We start from the raw sequence: 19,605 nt of genomic DNA, 5'->3' as shown, positions 1-19,605 counted from the left end.
TTGATTTCATGATAAAGATGTTTAGAACATTATGCAGCTATTCCAAATTCAACTAACGACTAAGGTATTTTTACTTCTTTTACACTGCTTACTTCAGAACGATAATCGATACTCCTGTCTTTTGCAAAGGTTCTGATAATTAGCCTTGTACCACGGTCATAACTAAAATAGCTCCAAACCCAGTTTACAAAGACGATAATCTTGTTTCTAAAACCAACCAGCGTCATCAAATGTACAAACATCCAGGTAAACCAGGCGAAAACACCTTGAAAACGTATTTTGCCAATATCTACAACTGCTTTGTTTCTTCCTACGGTGGCCATAGAACCTTTATCAAAGTATTTGAATTTTTCTAAAGGTCTATTCTGACTGATATTAATTAAATTTTTAGCCAGTTGATGTCCCTGTTGGATAGCTGCCGGAGCTACACCAGGATGGCCATTAGGCGTTTCTTCGTCGATAATTGCAGCTACATCTCCAATAGCATAGATATTTGGATAGCCAGCAATTAGATTTTGAGTATCAGTTTTTAGCCTTCCGCCTCGCACTACTTCTGCTTTATCCAATCCTGGGATCAATTCTCCTTTTACACCTGCACTCCAGATTACGGAAGAGGTGAGGATAGGTGCCTTATCCTGCAAGGTTAAAGTGTGGCCATCATACCCCAATACCCGTGTGGTATTCATCACTTCCACACCCATTTTGGTTAGGAAATCTTTTGCTTTCTGTTGTGCCTGTGGCGACATAACGCCTAAAAGTTCGGGTGAATTTTCGATCAGGTAAATATTAACTTTGCTGATATCCAATTCTGAATAATCATTTGGAATTACATGCTTTTTAAGCTCAGCAATAGCCCCTGCAGTTTCTACACCTGTTGGTCCGCCACCAACAACTACGAAATTGAGCAGGGCAGCTTTTTTGTTCAGGTCTTTTTCAATGAGCGATTTCTCGAAGTTCTGTAAAATCAAGCTCCTTAGATCCAGTGCCTCAGGAATAGATTTCATGGGCATGGCATTGGTTTCTATTTCGGTGTTGCCAAAGAAATTGCTCGTAGATCCTGTGGCAATAACCAGATAGTCATAACTAACTTTACCAATATCGGTTATCACATAATTCTCTGCTGAAACCACTTCTGTGACTTTGGTTACCCTAAAAATAAAATTTTGCTGTCCTTTAAATATCTTTCTCAGTGGAAAGGCTATAGAATCAGGCTCTAAACCTCCGGTAGCTACCTGATAAAGGAGAGGTTGGAAAGTATGATAATTATGTTTATCGAGCATAACCACCTGGAAAGGCTTGTTTTTTAATCTTTTGGCTAATTCAATACCACCAAAGCCACCACCAACAATTACTACTCTAGGGTATTCACTTTTAGGAAGTTGTAAATCCATGTTTTACCGGTTTTTATCTACACGAATCTAACAAAAAGATGGCCAAAAGGTTTAATTCGCACCAGCTCCTCCATAAATTCACTTAATGATGACCGTTTCAGTTTGCGGTTTGCAGTTTTCAATTGGCAGTTTTCAGTTTCCAGTTAAGAGATTAAACAGTTTTCAGTTAGCAATTTGCAGTTTCAGTTAAGCAATTAAACAGTTAGACAATTAAGCTGCTTAGCAGCAGGCAGTTTTCAATTGACAGTTTTCAGTTTCCAGTTAAGAGATTAAACTGTTTCCAGTTAGCAGTTTGCAGTTTCAGTTAAGCAATTAAACAGTTAGACAATTAAGCAACGTAGCATACATCTCGATTCTTGATACTCGATACTTGATACTCCTTAAAAAAAAGCGTCTTGATACTAGACCAAGACGCTTTCAATATTTAAGATTTTTAGTAATCTATTTTTTCTTCTCTTCTGAGCTACCCAAATCGATTACAATAGGAGTAGAGATACATAGAGATGAGTAAGTACCGATGATACGACCAATCAATAAGGCGAAGATAAATCCACGGATACTATCACCACCGAAAATGAAGATAACCAATAACACGAAGAATACGGTTAATGAAGTTAAAATGGTACGGCTTAAGGTACTGTTTAATGCAAAGTTGATTAAGTTGTTACGCTCTTCACCATGTAAATCTGCTTTTCCAGCTTCTTTTAGGCGCTCACGGATACGGTCGAATACGACAACTGTTTCTGTCATGGTGTAACCCATAACCGTTAAGATTGCTGCAATGAAATCCTGACCAATTTCTAATGAGAATGGTAAAATACCATCTAAAATAGTGTAGAAAGAAAGAACCATTAACACGTCATGGAATAATGCGATTACCGCACCTAAACCATACTGCCATTTTTTAAACTGGATAACGATATAGATAAACATGAACAAGCATGAAATCAATACTGCATATAAAGCACCATTTACGATATCACTGGCGATAATTGGAGTTACTTTCTGTGAACTTACAATTTCATATTTTGAACCTGCTAATCCTTTATTTAAAGCATCCTCTACAACCTTGTCAGTTTTAACATCTTGGTCTTCGATATGGAAAGTCGTTGTAATTTTAACCTGACTATCCTCTCCGGCAGTTTTAACCTCTGGAGTTTCGTTACCAAATACAGGACTTAATTTAGATTTTAAATCTTCAGTATTTACAGGTTGATCGAAATGTACTAAGTAAGTTCTACCACCTTTAAAATCAACACCTAAGTTTAAACCACCATTTTTGAAGTAGAAAACGATACCTAAAACAATGATAATTGATGAAATGGCATAATAAATTTTACGACGTCCAACAAAGTTGAATGAAATATTTTTAAATGCATTTCTGGTTACACTGTTATCAAAGCTAATTTCAACTTTACGATTGAGTAAAGATTCAAATACTACTCTAGAGATTGCAACTGCAGCAAATAGAGAAGAAAGAATACCAATACATAAAGTAGTAGCAAAACCTCTTACCGGACCACTACCGAAGGCATAAAGAATAGCACCTAAAATAAAAACAGTAACGTTTGAGTCAATGATTGACGGCATCGCATGCTTAAATCCTTCTTTAATTGCTTGTGGCGTACTTTTTCCGTGCGCTAATTCTTCACGTACACGTTCGAAAATTAGAATATTCGCATCTACCGATAAACCGATGGTTAATACGATACCTGCAATACCAGGAAGGGTTAATACTGCACCAAAAGATACCAAGATACCGATGATGAAGAATAAGTTAATTAACAACGCAAGGTTAGCAATCCAGCCTGCACGGTGATAATATAACGCCATGAAGATTAAGATCACAATAAATGCAATTACAAATGAGATTAAACCATCGTGGATAGCTTGTGCACCTAAAGTTGGACCAACTACGAAGCTTCCTGCAATACGTGCAGGAGCAGGTAATTTACCAGCTTTTAAGATGTTGGCTAAATCTTTAGTATCATCTTGTGTAAAGCTTCCTGTGATAGAAGAAATACCATTAGGAATTTCATTTTGTACTGTAGGAGCTGAGTATACCTGGTTATCAAGTACAATTGCGATAGCTTTTTTATTCTGAGGATCAGCAGAAGCTTCAGCAGTGATTTTCTTCCATTTTGCAGCACCTTCGCTGGTCATGTACATGGTCACTTCTGGTTTTCCTTTTTGATCAAAGTCATTACGGGAATCGCTGATTGCTTCGCCACCTAAATCTGGCTTGCCATCTGCATTTGTTGCTTTGATTGCATAAAGTTCGAACACTTTAGAACCTTCTCTAGGTTTAACGCTCCACATAAACTTCATAGTTGAAGGGATAGCTGCAGCAACCTCAGGGATTTTAAAATACGAGTTAACTTTAGCAGTATCTTTTTGTAAAGCTAAACCAACAACTGCACCAGGCATTAGCTGTTGCTGACCGTTTTCACCTTGGTAAATAGGTAAGCTTAAAACAGTATACAAAGGGTTAGTTTTAGTGAACTCAGCTTTTAATGCTGTCGAGTCTTTTTTACCTAGGCCAGCAAGTTTACCACCTTTAGCATCAGTGCTATCTTTGGTAGCAGCTTTTTCTAAACCTGCTAATTTACCACCTTCAGCTTTTTTCGCTGTGGTATCTGCAGTAGGAGCAGTTGTTTTTAAAGTAGCAGCTAAAGTTTTGTTGATGTTTTCTAACAAAGGATAAACCTCTTGAACCTGGTATACTTGCCAGAATTGTAATTCGGCAGAACCTTGTAAAAGTTTAGAAATACGCTCTTTGTCTTGAACACCCGGCATCTCGATTAAGATCCGGTTACTGCCTTCTTGCTTTTGCATGTTAGGACTTACCACACCAAAACCATCAATACGTGAACGTAAGATGATAAATGAGCGATCAATTGCACTTGAAGCTTCTTTAGATAAAAAAGATTGAACTTCTGAGTTGCTAGCGTTAGCTTTTAATTGAGAGGCATTGTCTTGGTTAGAAAAGAAATCTGCAAGTTTTACACCAGGGCTTAATTTCTCAAATTCATTCACAAATAATTTGATGTAATCTTTACCGCCAGCATTTAATTGGGTTTGCGCATTTTGTACAGCTTGGTTGAAATTAGCATCAGTAGGATTGCCTGCTAATGATTTTACCAATTCTGCTAACGATATTTCCATCGTTACGTTCATCCCGCCTTTTAAGTCCAGACCTAAATTAATCTCTTTCGATTTTACGTTCTGATAAGTAAAACCCAATAAAGGGTAAACTTTCTCACCACTCATCGAGTCTAAGTAAGCCTTTTCTTTAGCTAAATCACCTTTCGCATAGTTTTTTGCGTCTTTTTCTACCTTAGAAGAAACCAGGGTAAAAGAGAGGCCGTACGCACAAACGATAGCTAAAACTATCGCTATAAACTTAATAAAACCTTTTCCTTGCATTTTTTGTTTAAAATAATTTTGTCTTTCGCTGTTTTTTAACAAGTCGGCAAATCTAATTAAATTTTTAAATTATAGAACCTCCTTATTGATAATTTATTAAGATTAATTTTTAATCCTTAATAATTGTCGTGTTTGCCCCCTTAAACTCAATAATGTATTCCTAATTATAAAGGCAAAAGGACACAAAGCAGATTAAATTCTCTCTAAAACCTCGAAAGTATAATCATATGGGTTTTTTTCATCGGCAGAATGCCTTTCGGATTTGATAACTTTCCATTCCGATTTGTTGATAGCAGGGAAAAATGTATCTGCATCAAAATGATGATGGATAGTAGTTAAATATAATGTATGTGTAAGGGGGAGCGCTTGTTTATAGATTTCTGCTCCGCCAACTATAAATACGGGTTTTTCTTCTTCCTTAGTAATTTCTAAGGCTGCTTCCAGGCTATTAACTACCTCAACACCATCAATCTTAAGTTGAGTATCGCGTGTAATCACAATATTCCTGCGATTCGGTAGCGGCCTGCCAACAGAGTCGAAAGTTTTACGTCCCATAATAACTGTGTGACCAGTGGTAGTCTGCTTGAAAAATTTGAGGTCAGCCGGCATATGCCACAAAAGCTGATTGTTTTTGCCAATGGCATAGTTTTCGCCTACGGCGACTGCGATACTAATAGACATGTAATAATGTTTTTAAAATAAATCTGAGTGTGTTCCCAATCTATCGAGATAGATTTCTCTAGTTTCATGGTTCTGAAACCAAATCATTAACCAGTCGCTTTTGATATGGCATTCCCAGAATCCAGCATAATTTCCGCTCAATAGGTGCGGTTTATATTTGGGAGGTAATGTTCCGGCTTCTCGAAGAGTTTGAAGTATAGATTCCAGAAGTGAGATATCATACTTTCGTTTTAAACAGCGTTTGTAATCTTTTTTAAACTGAGTAGAAAAAGATATACTGTACATTTTAAGCGTTTAATTTATTCATTAAATCCTCGTGACTTGAGGTTTTGGTTAAATCTTTACCCTTAGCTGTTTTAGTCATGGAATCAAGCGTCTTTTTATTCGGCTGTTTATCAATACTTGGATTAATAACGACCCCCAATTCTTTAAGCAATTGCTTTACCAAATTCGTTTTTTGCTCAGGTACACTAATTATAAATGTTTCCATAAATACAAATATACAAATTACTATTTAGTTAATTGCCCCGCTAGTTGTGGGTGTCGGATTAATAAAAAATATTTTTTCGTCTGTTTTAGCTCACCTTTAGGGGTGAGGGTTATACTGCAACAATCCCTTTAATGTGCGGGTGTGCTTCATAGTTCTCTAAAGTAAAATCTTCAAATTTGAAATCAAATATGCTTTTCACATCAGGGTTGATCTTCATTTGTGGCAGTGGCTTCGGATCTCTGCTCAACTGAAGTTGTGCCTGCTCAATGTGGTTGTTGTATAAATGAGCATCACCTAGTGTATGAATAAAGTCGCCAGCCTCCAAACCGCAAACCTGAGCAACCATCATGGTAAGCAGGGCATAAGATGCAATATTAAAAGGTACCCCTAGAAATATGTCTGCACTGCGCTGATACAATTGGCAACTGAGTTTTCCATCGGCTACATAAAACTGAAAGAAAGCATGGCATGGAGGTAGGGCCATATTTTCTATTTCTGCCACATTCCAGGCCGAAACAATAATTCTGCGAGAATCCGGATTGTTTTTAATGGTATTGATGATGTTCGTAATCTGATCAATATGTTGCCCATCAGGCGTTGGCCAGCTTCTCCATTGAGAGCCATAAACAGGTCCCAGATTGCCATTTTCATCTGCCCATTCATCCCAAATCCTAACCCCATTATCTTTTAGGTATTTAATATTGGTGTCGCCAGATAAGAACCAGATTAATTCATGAATGATAGATTTAAGGTGGAGTTTCTTTGTCGTCACCATCGGAAAGCCTTCCTGTAGGTTGAAACGCATTTGATGTCCAAAAACACTAATCGTTCCCGTACCTGTCCGATCATGTTTTTGAGTGCCGTTATCCAGCACATGCTGCATTAAATCTAAATATTGTTTCATACAAATCTGATAATTTACAAATATCTAAAATTTATCAGGTGTTGGGCTTTTTAGTTTTCGACAAAATGTAATTTTTAAACAAGCTTGACTTTTGTATGTTTGCAGCCTGAGTGGTTCGCTTGCTTCTGCGTAGACTCGTCATTACAATTTCAGACTCAACTAAAATGCTATCTTTCCCAAACGCGAAAATAAACCTGGGCTTAAATATAACGGAGAAACGTGCCGATGGCTATCATAATCTGGAGACCATTTTTTATCCGATAGGAATAAAGGATGCTGTAGAGATTATAGATGCTGAAGTTACCTCCTGTAAAATTCAGGGTATTAATATTCCAGGAGATGCACAGGACAATCTGTGTTTGAAAGCCTATCAGTTATTGAATGCTGATTTCGGATTGCCGTCCCAACAGATTAATTTGTTAAAACATATTCCCGTGGGTGCAGGTTTAGGGGGTGGTTCTGCCGACTGTGCTTTTGTTATTAAATTGCTGAATGAAAAATTCAATCTGGGCCTTTCGATAGCGGCCATGCAAGATTATGCCCGTAAGTTAGGAGCTGATTGTGCTTTCTTTATAGAAAACAAACCCGTTTATGCTTTTAACAAGGGAGATGAGTTTGAAACTTGTGAAATCGATTTGTCAGCCTATTATAAGGTTTTAGTAAAACCACCCGTACATGTAAGTACAGCCGATGCTTATGCGCATATAAAACCCCAAAGGCCTTTGCAATCCCTAAAAGAAATCATACATTTGCATCCAACAACATGGAAAAATAAGGTAATAAACGATTTCGAAGATTCTGTTTTCGTTAAATATCCCCAAATTCGTCAAATAAAAACCAGTCTATATGATGCAGGCGCAATATTCGCTCTTATGAGTGGTAGCGGTTCATCTGTTTTTGCCCTTTTTAATCAAGCGGTAAAATTACCAGAACTGGAACAACCTAACTTAGTTTATTACGATATTTAATATAAGCTGGATTCAATGTATTAATACTTGATCTGGCTACTTTATACTAACAAAATGAATATAAATCTCATCCGCAAAAGCGGTAAATTTAATTTTGAAGCCGAAAATGAAAGCGGTTTTACTGTAGAATTGGATGCAAAGGCTGCCATTGGTGGTGAAGGCAAGGGGTTTAGGCCCATGGAAATGCTTTTAGTAGGCTTAGGGGGGTGTAGTGGAATTGATATGGTAAACGTGTTAACAAAGCAGAAAGAACCACTGGAGGATATCAAAATTTCAATTAATGCCAGCAGAAAGGATGAAGAAATGCCGCCAATTTTTGATGTAATTGATATTCACTTTGATTTATCGGGTGATTTGAGTGTGCCAAAGGTAGAACGCGCCTTGGCCATGACTTTCGATAAATATTGCTCTGTATCCAATATTTTGGGCCGTTCAGCAACCATCAACTTTACATATAAAATCAATAAATAATATAGAGAATAACAAGTATAAAGTAGTGAGTATGAAGTAGCAAGCGTGATTTTCTATCTAATCTTGATACTAATATCTTGATACTTGATACCCCAATCTTGATACTAATAGAATACAATGAAATCAGAAAATTTTGAAACCATAGCGATACGCACCCAAACCGAGCGTAGTCTTCACAAAGAGCATTCTTCACCCATTTATCTTACTTCCAGTTATAAGTTTGACGATGCCGAAGAAATGCGTGCCTTGTTTGCCAATGAGAAGGAAGGCAACGTATATAGCCGTTATTCAAATCCTAATACCTCTGAATTTATAGATAAAATGTGCCTGTTGGAGGGCGCAGAAGATGGTTTTGCTACTGCAACAGGAATGGCAGCCATTTTTACCACCTTTGGAGCTTTCTTAAAGAATGGCGATCATATAGTTTCCAGTCGTTCTGTTTTCGGTTCTACACATCAGTTGTTAACCAATGTTTTTTCTAAATGGGGAATCACATTTGATTACGCTGATTTGGATAAGCCACAGGATTGGGAAGGCCTAATTAAGCCTAATACCAAAATGATCTTTGTAGAAACGCCATCTAACCCTGGTATCGATATTATTGATCTGGAATTTTTGGGTGACCTGGCTAAAAAGCATAATCTTCTTTTAGTGGTTGATAATTGTTTCGCTACACCATATTTGCAACAGCCCATCAAATTTGGTGCACATATTTCTATCCATTCGGCTACTAAATATATCGATGGGCAAGGTCGTGTTTTGGGAGGGATTATTTTAGGTACCAAAGAACTGATTGCCGAGGTAGTAGGTTTCGCCCGTCACAGCGGACCAGCACTGTCACCTTTTAGTGCCTGGATCTTATCTAAAAGCCTGGAAACATTGGCTATCCGTATGGATCGTCATTGTGGTAATGCATTGAAAGTGGCCGAGTATTTAGAAAAACACCCTAAAATTAAATTGGTAAAATATCCTTTCCTGCCTTCGCATCCACAGTATAAAATTGCTAAAAAGCAAATGAAGCAAGGCGGTGGAATTGTAACCATTGTGGTAGAAGGGGGAGTGGAAGGTGCAAGTAAATTTATGGACAGTTTAAAAATGTTCTCTATTTCTGCGAATTTGGCTGATACCCGTTCGATTGCAACACATCCGGCCACCAGCACGCACAGTAAACTAACCGAAGAGCAGCGCAACGAGGTGGGTATTGAGCAGGGATCGATCCGTTTATCTATCGGATTAGAGCATATTAATGATATTCTTGCAGATATTGATCAGGCTTTGGCATAATCCTTCCATAATTTAGGAAAAGCAAATTAAGCGGGGCGTCGGGTACGATAGCCCCGTTTTTTTTAGTTAGAATCTCTAAGATCAAAGCGGAAGGTGCAACATCTCACCAGTTAACAGTTTTCAGTTGGCAGTTTTCAGTTAAGCAATTCAACAGTCAATCAGTTAAACAATTAATCAATTAGCCAACTAACCACCTCACCAACTAGCCGCCTCACCAGTTTTCAGTTAAGCAATTAAACAATTCAACAGTTAAACAATTAGTCAGTTAGCCAACTAACCACCTCACCAACTAGCCACCTCACCAGTTTTCAGTTAAGCAATTCAACAGTTAAACAATTAACCAGCTAACCACCTCCCCAATAAAACCCTAAATTAGCTTTCATGAATGATGTAGATTTTATCCTCAGCGAACTCAAATCCATTAGCGAGCCGGCTTATCTGGAGAAAATGGCTCATTTTGGAATAGATGTATCTAAAGCATTGGGCATTCGGGTTCCAAATATTCGAGCATTAGCCAGGCAGGTTGGCAAAAATCAGGAGCTCTCATTAATGCTTTGGGAAACCGGAATCCATGAGGCCCGACTTTTAGCCTCCTTCATAGGTGATTACAAACAAGTAAATGAGACTCAAATAAACGCCTGGACGAATGATTTTAACTCCTGGGATATATGTGATCAGGCTTGCGGAAATCTGTTTGTTAAAACGCCTTATTTTAAGTCGAAGGTTTTTGAGTTTAGCCAGGCTGAAGCCGTTTTTGTAAAACGGACAGGTTTTGTACTGATGGCCGAAGCTGCAGTACACCTTAAAAAGGAACCCAACGAAACTTTTTTGTCTTTTCTGCCCATTATAGAAAGAGAAGCCTACGATAACCGAAATTTTGTGAAGAAGGCCATTAACTGGGCTTTAAGACAAATGGGTAAGCGAAATGCAGCCCTGCATGCCCATGCAGTACAAACTGCCAATAATATCCTTGCGCAAAACAATAAAAATGCAAATTGGGTGGCATTAGATGCGCTCAGGGAGTTACAGAGTGAAAAAGTGTTAGAAAAACTTAAGCTGTGATGATTACTTATCCTACATCAATGTTTTGGCGTACAGACTGAGGTAAATTTGTATCATAAACAAGAAAGGAAATTTATGTCACAGTTTATTTTGCATCCAGCAAATACCCGAGGTCACGCTAATCATGGTTGGTTAAATGCACACCACTCATTCAGTTTTGCTAACTACTATAACCCAGATCGTATGCATTTTGGGGTGCTAAGGGTTTTAAATGATGACTTAATTGATGGTGGAATGGGTTTCGGAGCACATCCACACGATAATATGGAAATCATTACGATTCCATTAGCCGGAGCAATTGCACATAAAGACAGTATGGGTAACTCGGCAGTAATCAAAAGCGGTGAAATTCAGGTGATGAGCGCCGGTACAGGAGTAAGCCACAGTGAATTTAATGCTAATGCCGATGAACAATTGAATCTGTTGCAAATCTGGTTGTTCCCCAAACAGAAAAATGTTACACCGCGTTATGATCAACAAACTCTAAATGTTGAGGCACGCCATAATAACTTTCAACAGATTTTATCGCCCAACGCGGATGATGAGGGTGTTTGGATTCATCAGGATGCCTGGTTTTCTTTAGGTAAATTTGATAATGGCTTTAAAACCGATTATAAAATCAAGAAAACAGGAAATGGTGTTTATGCTTTCGTAATCAGTGGAGAGGTAACCATTAATGGTCAAAAATTAGGAACAAGAGATGCTATTGGTGTTTGGGATACTGATACCATCAACTTTCAGGCAGATTGTGAAGGTGCAGAAGTGTTGTTAATGGATGTGCCCATGGAATTGAATTAAATTGGATAATTATAATGTTCATACTGAGCTTGCTGAAAATAATTTTGGCAGGCTCACATGATTTTAGTTTAAATTAGAGAATATGCCGGTAACTATACTTTACATCGGAAGAGATGCCGATATTACAGCAGTCATGAACCGATTGCTAAACGCCAGAGTAGAATGGATTGGCATTTGTGTGTGTTCAGATGAAGAAGCGATCTCGATATGTCTGGAAAAGCAACTGGATTTAGTGTTGCTGGGTAATGGAATCAATCAGGAGGCAGAACAAAAACTTCGCGAAAAACTATTGGCCTTGAGACCAGAACTTAAAATTGTTCAGCATTATGGAGGTGGGAGTGGGTTACTTTACGGAGAGATTATGTCTGCCCTACGGGAACAGAATTAAATTGATTTCTACGATTAAAGGGATCAATTCTCATACTGATCCCTTCAATTATTTTGTAGTTCGCTTTATGAAATCTTGCTAACTAGAACATGTTCGGTGCAAGATGGTGTCAGCTTTTATTTTGCAGCTTGATCTTGCAAATCCTGTAAATCTTCTAAAAATCCTGATCCTAACTAATATAATCTCTATCCTCCTCGCTCAACTCTTTTTTATTTCCGTTGGTCTGGTTTCTTGCAATCTCATCATCATAGCTGCTCACCGTTTTTCTTGGGCGGCCAACAATGAATCCGATTATAAAACCGATCACTATACAAATTCCAATAACCAGAAGTTTAGAGACTGGAACGGTAGCAACGAGGAAATCAAAATCAACAGGTTCTGTATTTACCATTAAAAAAACAGTTAACATTGCTGTGAGGATAATAATGAAAATGGTTTTTCCGCTCATGGGTTAAAAGCTATAATTAAATGAAAACTCTAATATCGGATTTTGATTGTAAATTTTGTTAACGAATACCAATCTTGTTCCAACATCAACAACAGGTTGATAGCGCAAAATGTTTAAACTACTATTCAATTCTACGCCAAAAGTTTTGGGTTCTCCAAAATTGGTGTCTTTTCCAATGTTCTCATAATGGCAAAATAAACCTGCCCTAAAATTTCTAACATAAGCCAGCGGACCAATCTCCCAGTCGGGGAAGGCAAACGGAAAACGGTAATTAAAAAGCAAGGTGTTTTCCAGTTTGCTTTTGGCTAAAATATTATTGTAACCATAAACGGTAGAGATGTCTGTTGCATACTGATTCACCCCTGTGGCTTTTTGATAATTGAAGCTCGCCAGGAAAGAGTGGTTGTGGAGAAATCCGGGAAAATAAAGGAAACTTCCAAGCGCTAAAATTTCTCCCTTTAGGTTGGGATCAAAAGGTTGGTGGTTGTAACTTGCTCTAAAAACCTGTGCCCATCTAGGTGCAATATCTCGTTCCGTTGTACGCACACTGTGGTTGAAAGCAAAGCTATATTCCATCGGGAATTTCAGTTCCCTGATAAAGCCATTAGGCATATTCTCTGGCAGGTATCTCTGCGTGTAACTGGTGGCAGCATTCAGGCTGAAAGCAAAGTTTTCATTTCTGGAATTAAAGGATAATGGGAGTGATGCATTCAGCTTGATGTAGTGCTCTCTCCAGTCGCCTTGTTTAACGGCATTATTAGCGCGATAGAACGTTCTTTTAGGTCTGTTGCGGTAAACAACGCTCAGAACCGGATAGAGTGCCTTATAGCTGATGTCTGCGGTATACTCGAAGCGTTTAAGGTCACGGTGGTATTTTGCCCCGGTGTAAAAGTTCATGGTATTAAGCAGGTTGTTAGATTGCAGTTCGAGCCCAAAAATATATTCGTTGTCTATAGAGGGAATAATGCTGTGAAAGTTGAAAAGATTTAAACCTGTTCTATAGGGTTTAGATTGATATGTACTGTCAGGAATTCCCTCAAAAACATTCCCTACATTTTCCTGCTTTTCGGCAGCTGCTGAGAAATCTACGAAATGATTTTCTCCTATTGCACTTTCGTTGATTTCTTTCTCTGAAATTTCATATCCATTAATTTGATAGTAGTTAAACGTGAATTTTCCGTCAGTAGAAATACCAGGGTTGAAAGCGCCATATTTTGCCGCTGTTAAAGCACCAATTTTTTTTGACTGAATGTCTATCTGGTAGATGTTATCAATACCGTTAAGGTGAGCATTAAATGCGATGCTTTCGCCAATAAAAATGGGTCGGCTTAGTTGCTGTCTGCTATCGGCGATTAATGTTTCAGAAATCCCATCGTTTAACAGTTTTAAATTTTTTCCTTTTTCACTTACACTGATAAAGGCAATTCTATTTCCAGATGAATCAAAAGAAGGTGTCTGCAAAATTTCATTTTCCAGGTTTGCATATTTCTTTAAAATACTTCCATCAGATGTACTGATTTCTACAAGATTGAATTGGTTACTCAGATCAACCTGTACGGCGATAACCTTTTTTCCGTCGGATGAAAGAGCGGGAGAGAATAGCCTGCTTTTGCGGCTTAATCTTTTAAATTTTTTGGTCATTAAGTTGTAGGTACAAATTACACTATAACTACGCTGCTTGTACCTGGGGTCGTAGCGTATTTCATCCCAAACAATCGTGTTATTTTTTAGGCTAAACCAAGATTGTTCCTGATAGCCAATACCGAATAATTTTTGTTCAGATTTATCCGAATTTATAATCACGAAATGGCGGGCTTGTGTTTTACTTTCTTTAAGCGCTAAAATTTGATTTTTATTTAGTCTAACAGGGAGAAAATAGCTGGTGGCGTAGTTCGATTTTTTATTTAGAATTTCATAGTTTTCAACCGATGTATTTTGCTCCTGAATTTTCCAGCTTTGAGTGATCTTCTCTTGCGTCTTCAAGAATAAATTTTGAGTGTTAACTCCTGCGATCTTTTTTAAGCTTTGGGAAAATGGGTAAGGTCTTACTGGTCGTTTTCGCAAGTCGCCAAGCAAGCTGTCGGAAACGAATTGGCCATACTGTTCTTTCAAGTTCGCCATCATTAAAAAACCAGTTTGGTAATAACCTGGAGTAACGTCTTTATTTGATCCAAAATAAGCTTTGCTGTAACTGAATTTTTTGCCTTCCAAAACTGAGGCTCTAAAAGGCATGATCCAATTGGGCTGTCTGCCCCTTCCGGAAAAGGTGAGGGCTGTCTCGTTAACAACGGCATCTCCTTCAAAAAACCAGGTGGGTACGGCTGCTCCAAAGTAGGCCAGGTAAACCAGTTCTGGGAAAGGGTGTTTTTGGTTTCCTGTCAATTTGTCAAATTGCGCAACGTGCCTCAACTCGTGTACTGCAAGGTTGTTCAGCCAGTCCTGACTATCGAAGTATTGAGGAGGGGTAGTGTAAAATTCAGACTTCTTCGGGCCTAGCTGTACAAAGCCATTTGCTATCGTTCCGCGGTTCTGCAACAGGACTGGAATAGCGGCGTTTTGCTGCTTTAAGCCCAGGCCAACCTTCGGGTAAATATGGGGTAGGGTATTGGCCATTCTTTGAGCTTCTTTTTCCAGTTCCGTCGGATAAATGATTTTAAAACCCTCAGATGAAATGTATCTCCATTTTACACTAAGTGGGTTTTGTTCGGTGCTGAAAATCTGACCAAAAACAGAATGTGAAATTAAACTTGATATTGATGCTGTTAAAATGCTGATTTTTAATAATTTATTTGCATTCATATATTTTGCTGAAAATTGATGCTAATATTTTTAGTTTTTTAAAGTCTGAGTTGGTTTGTTTTTGTAAATATTTAAATTAATATGACGTACTTATATTTTTGATATTTAGTATTTTATGTTTGTTTAATGATTTATGTGTTTAGTTGTTTTTCACTGTTTTTAATGCTCTTGAATCGGTTTTTTTATTTCTCCATGTACTGCATAACGAAGATTTTAAAATCTTGTTTTAATATACACTTATTAATCGATTTTCTTGCTCGAAAATTTTACCAACGACAAGAATAATATGGAGAAATAGAGGTTTTTATTTTTTGAATTCATCGAAGATTCAGGGCTATTCTTTAGTGTTTTTATGAGGATTTTATAGTTGTCGAATGTTTTGGGCAAATGCTTCTTTATTGCAAATGACAGTTGGATTTCAGCCCTGTGAAAACTGATTGTAGCGGCTGAATCTAAGGTCCGCAATACGGCATAGGAAATAGATGTAGCCGTCAAGAACTGGGTATCAGCTTTCTGTTTTGAAAATGATTTTTCTTTGCTAAACTTAAAGTTGGTGTCATATTGTCATGATGTTGTTTTGAAATAATCACCTGCTAAAAATGCTTGATCTGTTTAGATTCCGGTGGTATGTTGTGGTGTTTGTAAGTTAATAAGCATACTTTGGGAGAATACGTTTAAGGACTAAATCTTGGTTTTTGGCTACTTTTTTAAGCTCGATTTTTGCCTCTATTTCTTAAAAATGTATGGATTTAAGTTAGATTTTTGCCTCAAATAGCGCTGAAATTGGGGAGATAATGGCTCTAGAATTTAATATTCGCCAACTGGTGCCGTTTTTTTTAATTATTTCAGCTCAAATTAAAAATGAGCTAAAAAAGCTGTTTAATGCTGTTTTAAGGCGGTTTTTTAAGGGTTTCCTTAAAGTGCTGTCTCATTATAGCAATTCCTGAAGGACAGCCTCAAATGAGCCATGATTGTGTATAATATAGGATGAAATTTCCTGCTGAAGATGGCGGATTGAGGCTGATTTTACTGCCGGTATTATCTTCTTTTTCTGACTATCAACAGACGTATTACTGGCGCTTTAAAGATAGAGCTTGAGACCTAAGGGAAAGTTAATGTTCCATTGACAGGCTTTTCTGGTCCTTAATATGATACCGCTTTTACTGCATTAATCTTCAATTTGGCGCATCATAGTCCTTGTGTTTGTATTAAGGTTTTAGGGTAGGATTGGAAGAGTTTTTATAGCTATTTTGAAGCGAAATAAATTGCTGTTTTAGTAGTGTTTTTTTAGGATGTTTTCATGCCTGAAATTTAGATTTTATTTCTCCATTTTTTATAAATGGGATATAAAAAAATAGCGGCTAAAACAATGACTGCTCCAGCATAAAATCCAGTTGTCATTTGTTCATTATTTTGGAAAAATATAAAGGCTAGAATAATACCGTAAACTGGTTCCAGATTGGTGATTAAAGCGACCTGAAATGCCGAAAGGGTTTTCATTACAGATACGCCTGCAACGTATGCAACTGATGTGCAGAAAGTACCCAGGATAATCAGATAAAACCAGTCGCTTGTACTGAGATTGAAATGCATGGATAATAATGATCCGTCGTAAATTCGGTAGAGTGTAGTCCAGAATAAAGCACCAACCAATTCATAAAAACTGATAATAGATGGTTCGGTTTTTTGAACCAGTGTTGAGTTGATTGTGCCGAATAAACTGGAAGCTACCGCTGCCAGGATACCAAAGATTATCCCGAGTGTGTAGTGCCCCTCAAACTTAAAGATCATGTATATGCCGAGGATAATTAGGAGCCCTACAAGGATGTCTCCAGCCTGTATAGGTTGGCGTTTAATCAGGGGCTCTAGTATCGCTGTAAAGAGCGTAAAAGAGGAGAGGCAGACCAATGTAACCGACACGGTAGAAATTTTGATTGCGTGAAAGAAAAAGATCCAGTGAATGGCCACAATTCCTCCTGTAAAAAAGAACTGAAGAAATTGTTTTTGGGTTATCCTGATAGATGTTTTAGTAAGCTGAAACCAGGCAAAGAGCGTGATGCTGGCAATAAAAACGCGGTACCAAACCATTGGCACCGCGTCTATTGAAATCACTTTTCCTAACACTCCTGTAAAGCCCCAAACGAATACGGTTAGGTGGAGGATGAGCAGGTTTTTTTTATGGGCTTCCATTTTATTTTGGAGCTCTTTTAAGGAGGTAAAATCCTAAAATTCCAAAGAATAATGTTGGCGCTAAAACAGCTATAAATGGAGGGAGTCCTCCCTTAGTAGAAAACATCTGTGTGAACTGATTAAATACGATATAAGCGAAGCTGATGAAGATTCCTATACCCAATGAAACACCTACTCCACCACGTACCTTACGGGAGGAAAGGGCCACGCCGATTAAGGTTAAAACGTATGCGGAAAGTGGATGAAGGAATCGTTTATAGCGTTCAAATTGCAAGTCGTTCATAATACCTGTTCCTCTGATTTTTTCCTTTCTGATCTTCTCTCCAAGTTCTTTGGTTGTGAGGTTTTGTACCACGTTATCATAGGCAGAAAAATCATCCGGACGCATATCTAAAATGGTATCTTTTACTTTGCCTGAACCATAGATCATGCTCTCTTTTAATCCTTTTATAGTGCGGATAGAGTAGTTGCTAAGCTGCCATTTTCTTTTCAAGGAATCCCATTTGATGTTATCGGCTACAATCTTTTTGGTCAACACATCGCCATCAAAATTATCCAGTGAAAAACGATATCCAGAGTTAGTTTTGTTATCAAAATTCTCGATATAGATGTACGTTTTGTTATCCAGTTTCATGTGGATATATGACTTCGTAGAAGGATCGTTACGTTTTACAAAGGTATTCTCAAATTGATTTTTGAGGGTATTTGTATAGGGTAAAATATAAAGATTACTGATTAAATTGGCAGAAAAAATGATCGATGCAGAAACGAAATAAGGGAAAAGAAAACGGTTAAAACTTACACCTCCACTTAAAATTGGTACAATCTCAGTTTGATCAGCCATCTTAGCGGTAAAGAAAATTACGGCAATGAAGTTGATTAAGGGTGACAGCATATTCACATAAAAGGGAATCGAACCAGCATAATATTTGCTTAAAATTCCCCAGAAACTAAGCCCGCTTTTCATAAAATCATCCATCTTTTCCGACAGGTCGAATACGATGATAATGATAACAAAGATGGCCAGCGTATATATAAATGTGCCCAGATATTTGCCGATAATATATCGGTCGATGATCTTAATTCTTCCCGTTATTAGATTCATTTTAGAGCTTATTGCCTAGTATTTTTACCATTTTATTCTTCCATTCATAGAATTCGCCTGTCAAGATTTTCTCTCTTGCCTGCTTCACTAACCATAAATAGAAATGGAGATTGTGTAAGGTAGCAATTTGTGCGCCAAGCATTTCTTTACTGTGTACTAAATGACGCAGATATGCTTTACTTGTTACCTGGTCAGCATGTAAATCGCTCTCTGCATCTAGTGCTGAAAAATCATTTTCCCACTTCTTATTTCTAATGTTAATGATTCCGTTTCGGGTAAAGAGCATTCCGTTTCTAGCGTTCCTGGTAGGCATTACACAATCGAACATATCTACACCAAGCGCTATGTTTTCCAGTATGTTTACAGGCGTTCCAACCCCCATAAGATAGCGCGGCTTATCGGAAGGCAATATGTCGCAAACCACTTCAGTCATGGCATACATTTCTTCTGCGGGTTCACCTACTGATAAACCTCCGATAGCATTGCCTTCACGGCCCATACTGGCAATAAATTCTGCAGATTTTATTCTTAAATCTTTATAAACCGATCCCTGAACAATAGGGAAAAGGGTTTGATCAAAACCATATTTTGGCTCGGTATTATCAAAGTGCGTACAACAACGTTTTAACCAACGGTGAGTCATTTTTACCGATTCTGCGGCATAGGTGTAATCGCAAGGGTAGGGTGTGCATTCGTCAAAAGCCATAATGATATCTGCACCAATAGTACGTTGAATATCCATGGCATATTCTGGTGTAAACAAGTGTTTAGAACCGTCAATATGCGAGTTAAAAGTTACCCCTTCCTCTTTAATTTTGCGCACTTTGCTTAAAGAATATACTTGATAACCGCCGCTGTCTGTCAAAATTGGGCGATCCCAACCGATGAATTGATGAAGTCCTCCTGCTTGTTCCAGTGTTTCTAAACCCGGTCTGAGGTATAAATGGTAGGTGTTCCCTAAAATGATCTGAGCATCAATATCTTGCTTCAATTCCCTTTGATGTACAGCCTTTACTGTTCCTGCTGTACCTACAGGCATGAAAATAGGCGTTTGTATCTCGCCATGAGCAGTTGTAATGGTGCCTGCTCTGGCTTTTGAAAGCGGATCATTGGCCTGCAAGTTAAATTTCATATGTGTTTTTTATTAGTCAAAAATTTGCCAAAAATAGCAAAAATAGGGGGTATATTTTTGTTTAATTT

17 protein-coding genes are annotated in these 19,605 nt (G+C 37.8%); 6 read left to right on the top strand and 11 right to left on the bottom strand.

Translation table 11 applies throughout. The annotated features are described in order from the left end of the window. Window positions 1-59: 59 nt before the first annotated feature. From BMX11_RS02010 to BMX11_RS01985, 6 genes are all read right to left on the bottom strand, one after another. Window positions 60-1,391 carry an NAD(P)/FAD-dependent oxidoreductase gene (locus tag BMX11_RS02010; protein ID WP_090880621.1) on the bottom strand — a complete coding sequence of 444 codons (1,332 nt, stop codon included), beginning with the start codon at window positions 1,389-1,391 and terminating at the stop codon, window positions 60-62. Between the two features lie 441 nt (window positions 1,392-1,832). Beyond that, a complete protein-coding gene (secDF, locus tag BMX11_RS02005; protein WP_090881193.1) occupies window positions 1,833-4,817 on the bottom strand; it encodes a protein translocase subunit SecDF in 2,985 nt (994 codons plus the stop codon). Between the two features lie 192 nt (window positions 4,818-5,009). After that, window positions 5,010-5,498, bottom strand: a complete 489-nt coding sequence (locus tag BMX11_RS02000; protein ID WP_090880618.1) for a dihydrofolate reductase — start codon at window positions 5,496-5,498, stop codon at window positions 5,010-5,012. 12 nt (window positions 5,499-5,510) lie between these two features. Next, window positions 5,511-5,783: a type II toxin-antitoxin system YafQ family toxin gene (locus BMX11_RS24785; protein ID WP_090880615.1), complete on the bottom strand. Its 273-nt coding sequence runs from the start codon at window positions 5,781-5,783 to the stop codon at window positions 5,511-5,513. A gap of 1 nt (window position 5,784) precedes the next feature. After that, the gene (locus tag BMX11_RS01990) at window positions 5,785-5,988 is read right to left on the bottom strand and encodes a hypothetical protein (protein ID WP_090880611.1); all 204 of its coding nucleotides are present in this window, start codon (window positions 5,986-5,988) and stop codon (window positions 5,785-5,787) included. A 109-nt stretch (window positions 5,989-6,097) separates the two neighbouring features. Beyond that, window positions 6,098-6,892 (bottom strand): thymidylate synthase, encoded by a 795-nt coding sequence (locus tag BMX11_RS01985; protein ID WP_090880608.1) that lies wholly within the window; start codon window positions 6,890-6,892, stop codon window positions 6,098-6,100. 164 nt (window positions 6,893-7,056) lie between these two features. Between BMX11_RS01985 and ispE the strand changes: the two genes are divergently transcribed. The 6 genes from ispE to BMX11_RS01955 all read left to right on the top strand — a co-directional run bounded on the left by ispE (window position 7,057) and on the right by BMX11_RS01955 (window position 11,863). Beyond that, entirely contained in the window at window positions 7,057-7,860 is an 804-nt protein-coding gene (ispE, locus tag BMX11_RS01980; RefSeq protein ID WP_090880605.1) for a 4-(cytidine 5'-diphospho)-2-C-methyl-D-erythritol kinase, read from the top strand. Window positions 7,861-7,914: 54 nt separating this feature from the next. Continuing rightward, entirely contained in the window at window positions 7,915-8,331 is a 417-nt protein-coding gene (locus tag BMX11_RS01975; protein WP_090880602.1) for an OsmC family protein, read from the top strand. Between the two features lie 117 nt (window positions 8,332-8,448). Then, window positions 8,449-9,615 carry a trans-sulfuration enzyme family protein gene (locus tag BMX11_RS01970; protein ID WP_090880598.1) on the top strand — a complete coding sequence of 389 codons (1,167 nt, stop codon included), beginning with the start codon at window positions 8,449-8,451 and terminating at the stop codon, window positions 9,613-9,615. A gap of 381 nt (window positions 9,616-9,996) precedes the next feature. After that, a complete protein-coding gene (locus BMX11_RS01965) occupies window positions 9,997-10,677 on the top strand; it encodes a DNA alkylation repair protein (protein ID WP_090880594.1) in 681 nt (226 codons plus the stop codon). Window positions 10,678-10,752: 75 nt separating this feature from the next. Beyond that, the gene (locus BMX11_RS01960) at window positions 10,753-11,475 is read left to right on the top strand and encodes a pirin family protein (protein WP_090880591.1); all 723 of its coding nucleotides are present in this window, start codon (window positions 10,753-10,755) and stop codon (window positions 11,473-11,475) included. 82 nt (window positions 11,476-11,557) lie between these two features. Then, a complete protein-coding gene (locus tag BMX11_RS01955; protein WP_090880588.1) occupies window positions 11,558-11,863 on the top strand; it encodes a hypothetical protein in 306 nt (101 codons plus the stop codon). A 169-nt stretch (window positions 11,864-12,032) separates the two neighbouring features. Here BMX11_RS01955 and BMX11_RS01950 read toward each other — a convergent pair whose 3' ends face one another. The 5 genes from BMX11_RS01950 to tgt all read right to left on the bottom strand — a co-directional run bounded on the left by BMX11_RS01950 (window position 12,033) and on the right by tgt (window position 19,537). Further along, the gene (locus BMX11_RS01950) at window positions 12,033-12,311 is read right to left on the bottom strand and encodes a lipopolysaccharide assembly protein LapA domain-containing protein (protein WP_090880585.1); all 279 of its coding nucleotides are present in this window, start codon (window positions 12,309-12,311) and stop codon (window positions 12,033-12,035) included. A 3-nt stretch (window positions 12,312-12,314) separates the two neighbouring features. After that, on the bottom strand, window positions 12,315-15,110 hold the full coding sequence (locus BMX11_RS01945) for a hypothetical protein (RefSeq protein ID WP_090880582.1): 2,796 nt from the start codon (window positions 15,108-15,110) through the stop codon (window positions 12,315-12,317). Window positions 15,111-16,421: 1,311 nt separating this feature from the next. Beyond that, complete coding sequence (locus BMX11_RS01940) at window positions 16,422-17,300, bottom strand: DMT family transporter (protein ID WP_090880579.1); 879 nt, start codon at window positions 17,298-17,300, stop codon at window positions 16,422-16,424. 1 nt (window position 17,301) lies between these two features. Next, window positions 17,302-18,405, bottom strand: a complete 1,104-nt coding sequence (locus BMX11_RS01935) for an LptF/LptG family permease (RefSeq protein ID WP_090880575.1) — start codon at window positions 18,403-18,405, stop codon at window positions 17,302-17,304. Window position 18,406: 1 nt separating this feature from the next. Further along, window positions 18,407-19,537 (bottom strand): tRNA guanosine(34) transglycosylase Tgt, encoded by a 1,131-nt coding sequence (tgt, locus tag BMX11_RS01930; protein ID WP_090880572.1) that lies wholly within the window; start codon window positions 19,535-19,537, stop codon window positions 18,407-18,409. Window positions 19,538-19,605 lie beyond the last annotated feature (68 nt).

This window comes from Pedobacter rhizosphaerae, from assembly GCF_900111155.1.
Lineage (GTDB): Bacteria > Bacteroidota > Bacteroidia > Sphingobacteriales > Sphingobacteriaceae > Pedobacter > Pedobacter rhizosphaerae.
Note: the sequence above shows the minus strand (reverse complement) of the source record. Positions and strands in the feature narration are given on the sequence as shown.

Excerpts from the sequence above, each read along its gene's own strand:
- BMX11_RS02010 (WP_090880621.1), bottom strand. The coding sequence starts at position 1,391 with ATGGATTTACAACTTCCTAAAAGTGAATACCCTAGAGTAGTAATTGTT.
- secDF (WP_090881193.1), bottom strand. The coding sequence starts at position 4,817 with ATGCAAGGAAAAGGTTTTATTAAGTTTATAGCGATAGTTTTAGCTATC.
- BMX11_RS02000 (WP_090880618.1), bottom strand. The coding sequence starts at position 5,498 with ATGTCTATTAGTATCGCAGTCGCCGTAGGCGAAAACTATGCCATTGGC.
- BMX11_RS24785 (WP_090880615.1), bottom strand. The coding sequence starts at position 5,783 with ATGTACAGTATATCTTTTTCTACTCAGTTTAAAAAAGATTACAAACGC.
- BMX11_RS01990 (WP_090880611.1), bottom strand. The coding sequence starts at position 5,988 with ATGGAAACATTTATAATTAGTGTACCTGAGCAAAAAACGAATTTGGTA.
- BMX11_RS01985 (WP_090880608.1), bottom strand. The coding sequence starts at position 6,892 with ATGAAACAATATTTAGATTTAATGCAGCATGTGCTGGATAACGGCACT.
- ispE (WP_090880605.1), top strand. The coding sequence starts at position 7,057 with ATGCTATCTTTCCCAAACGCGAAAATAAACCTGGGCTTAAATATAACG.
- BMX11_RS01975 (WP_090880602.1), top strand. The coding sequence starts at position 7,915 with ATGAATATAAATCTCATCCGCAAAAGCGGTAAATTTAATTTTGAAGCC.
- BMX11_RS01970 (WP_090880598.1), top strand. The coding sequence starts at position 8,449 with ATGAAATCAGAAAATTTTGAAACCATAGCGATACGCACCCAAACCGAG.
- BMX11_RS01965 (WP_090880594.1), top strand. The coding sequence starts at position 9,997 with ATGAATGATGTAGATTTTATCCTCAGCGAACTCAAATCCATTAGCGAG.
- BMX11_RS01960 (WP_090880591.1), top strand. The coding sequence starts at position 10,753 with ATGTCACAGTTTATTTTGCATCCAGCAAATACCCGAGGTCACGCTAAT.
- BMX11_RS01955 (WP_090880588.1), top strand. The coding sequence starts at position 11,558 with ATGCCGGTAACTATACTTTACATCGGAAGAGATGCCGATATTACAGCA.
- BMX11_RS01950 (WP_090880585.1), bottom strand. The coding sequence starts at position 12,311 with ATGAGCGGAAAAACCATTTTCATTATTATCCTCACAGCAATGTTAACT.
- BMX11_RS01945 (WP_090880582.1), bottom strand. The coding sequence starts at position 15,110 with ATGAATGCAAATAAATTATTAAAAATCAGCATTTTAACAGCATCAATA.
- BMX11_RS01940 (WP_090880579.1), bottom strand. The coding sequence starts at position 17,300 with ATGGAAGCCCATAAAAAAAACCTGCTCATCCTCCACCTAACCGTATTC.
- BMX11_RS01935 (WP_090880575.1), bottom strand. The coding sequence starts at position 18,405 with ATGAATCTAATAACGGGAAGAATTAAGATCATCGACCGATATATTATC.
- tgt (WP_090880572.1), bottom strand. The coding sequence starts at position 19,537 with ATGAAATTTAACTTGCAGGCCAATGATCCGCTTTCAAAAGCCAGAGCA.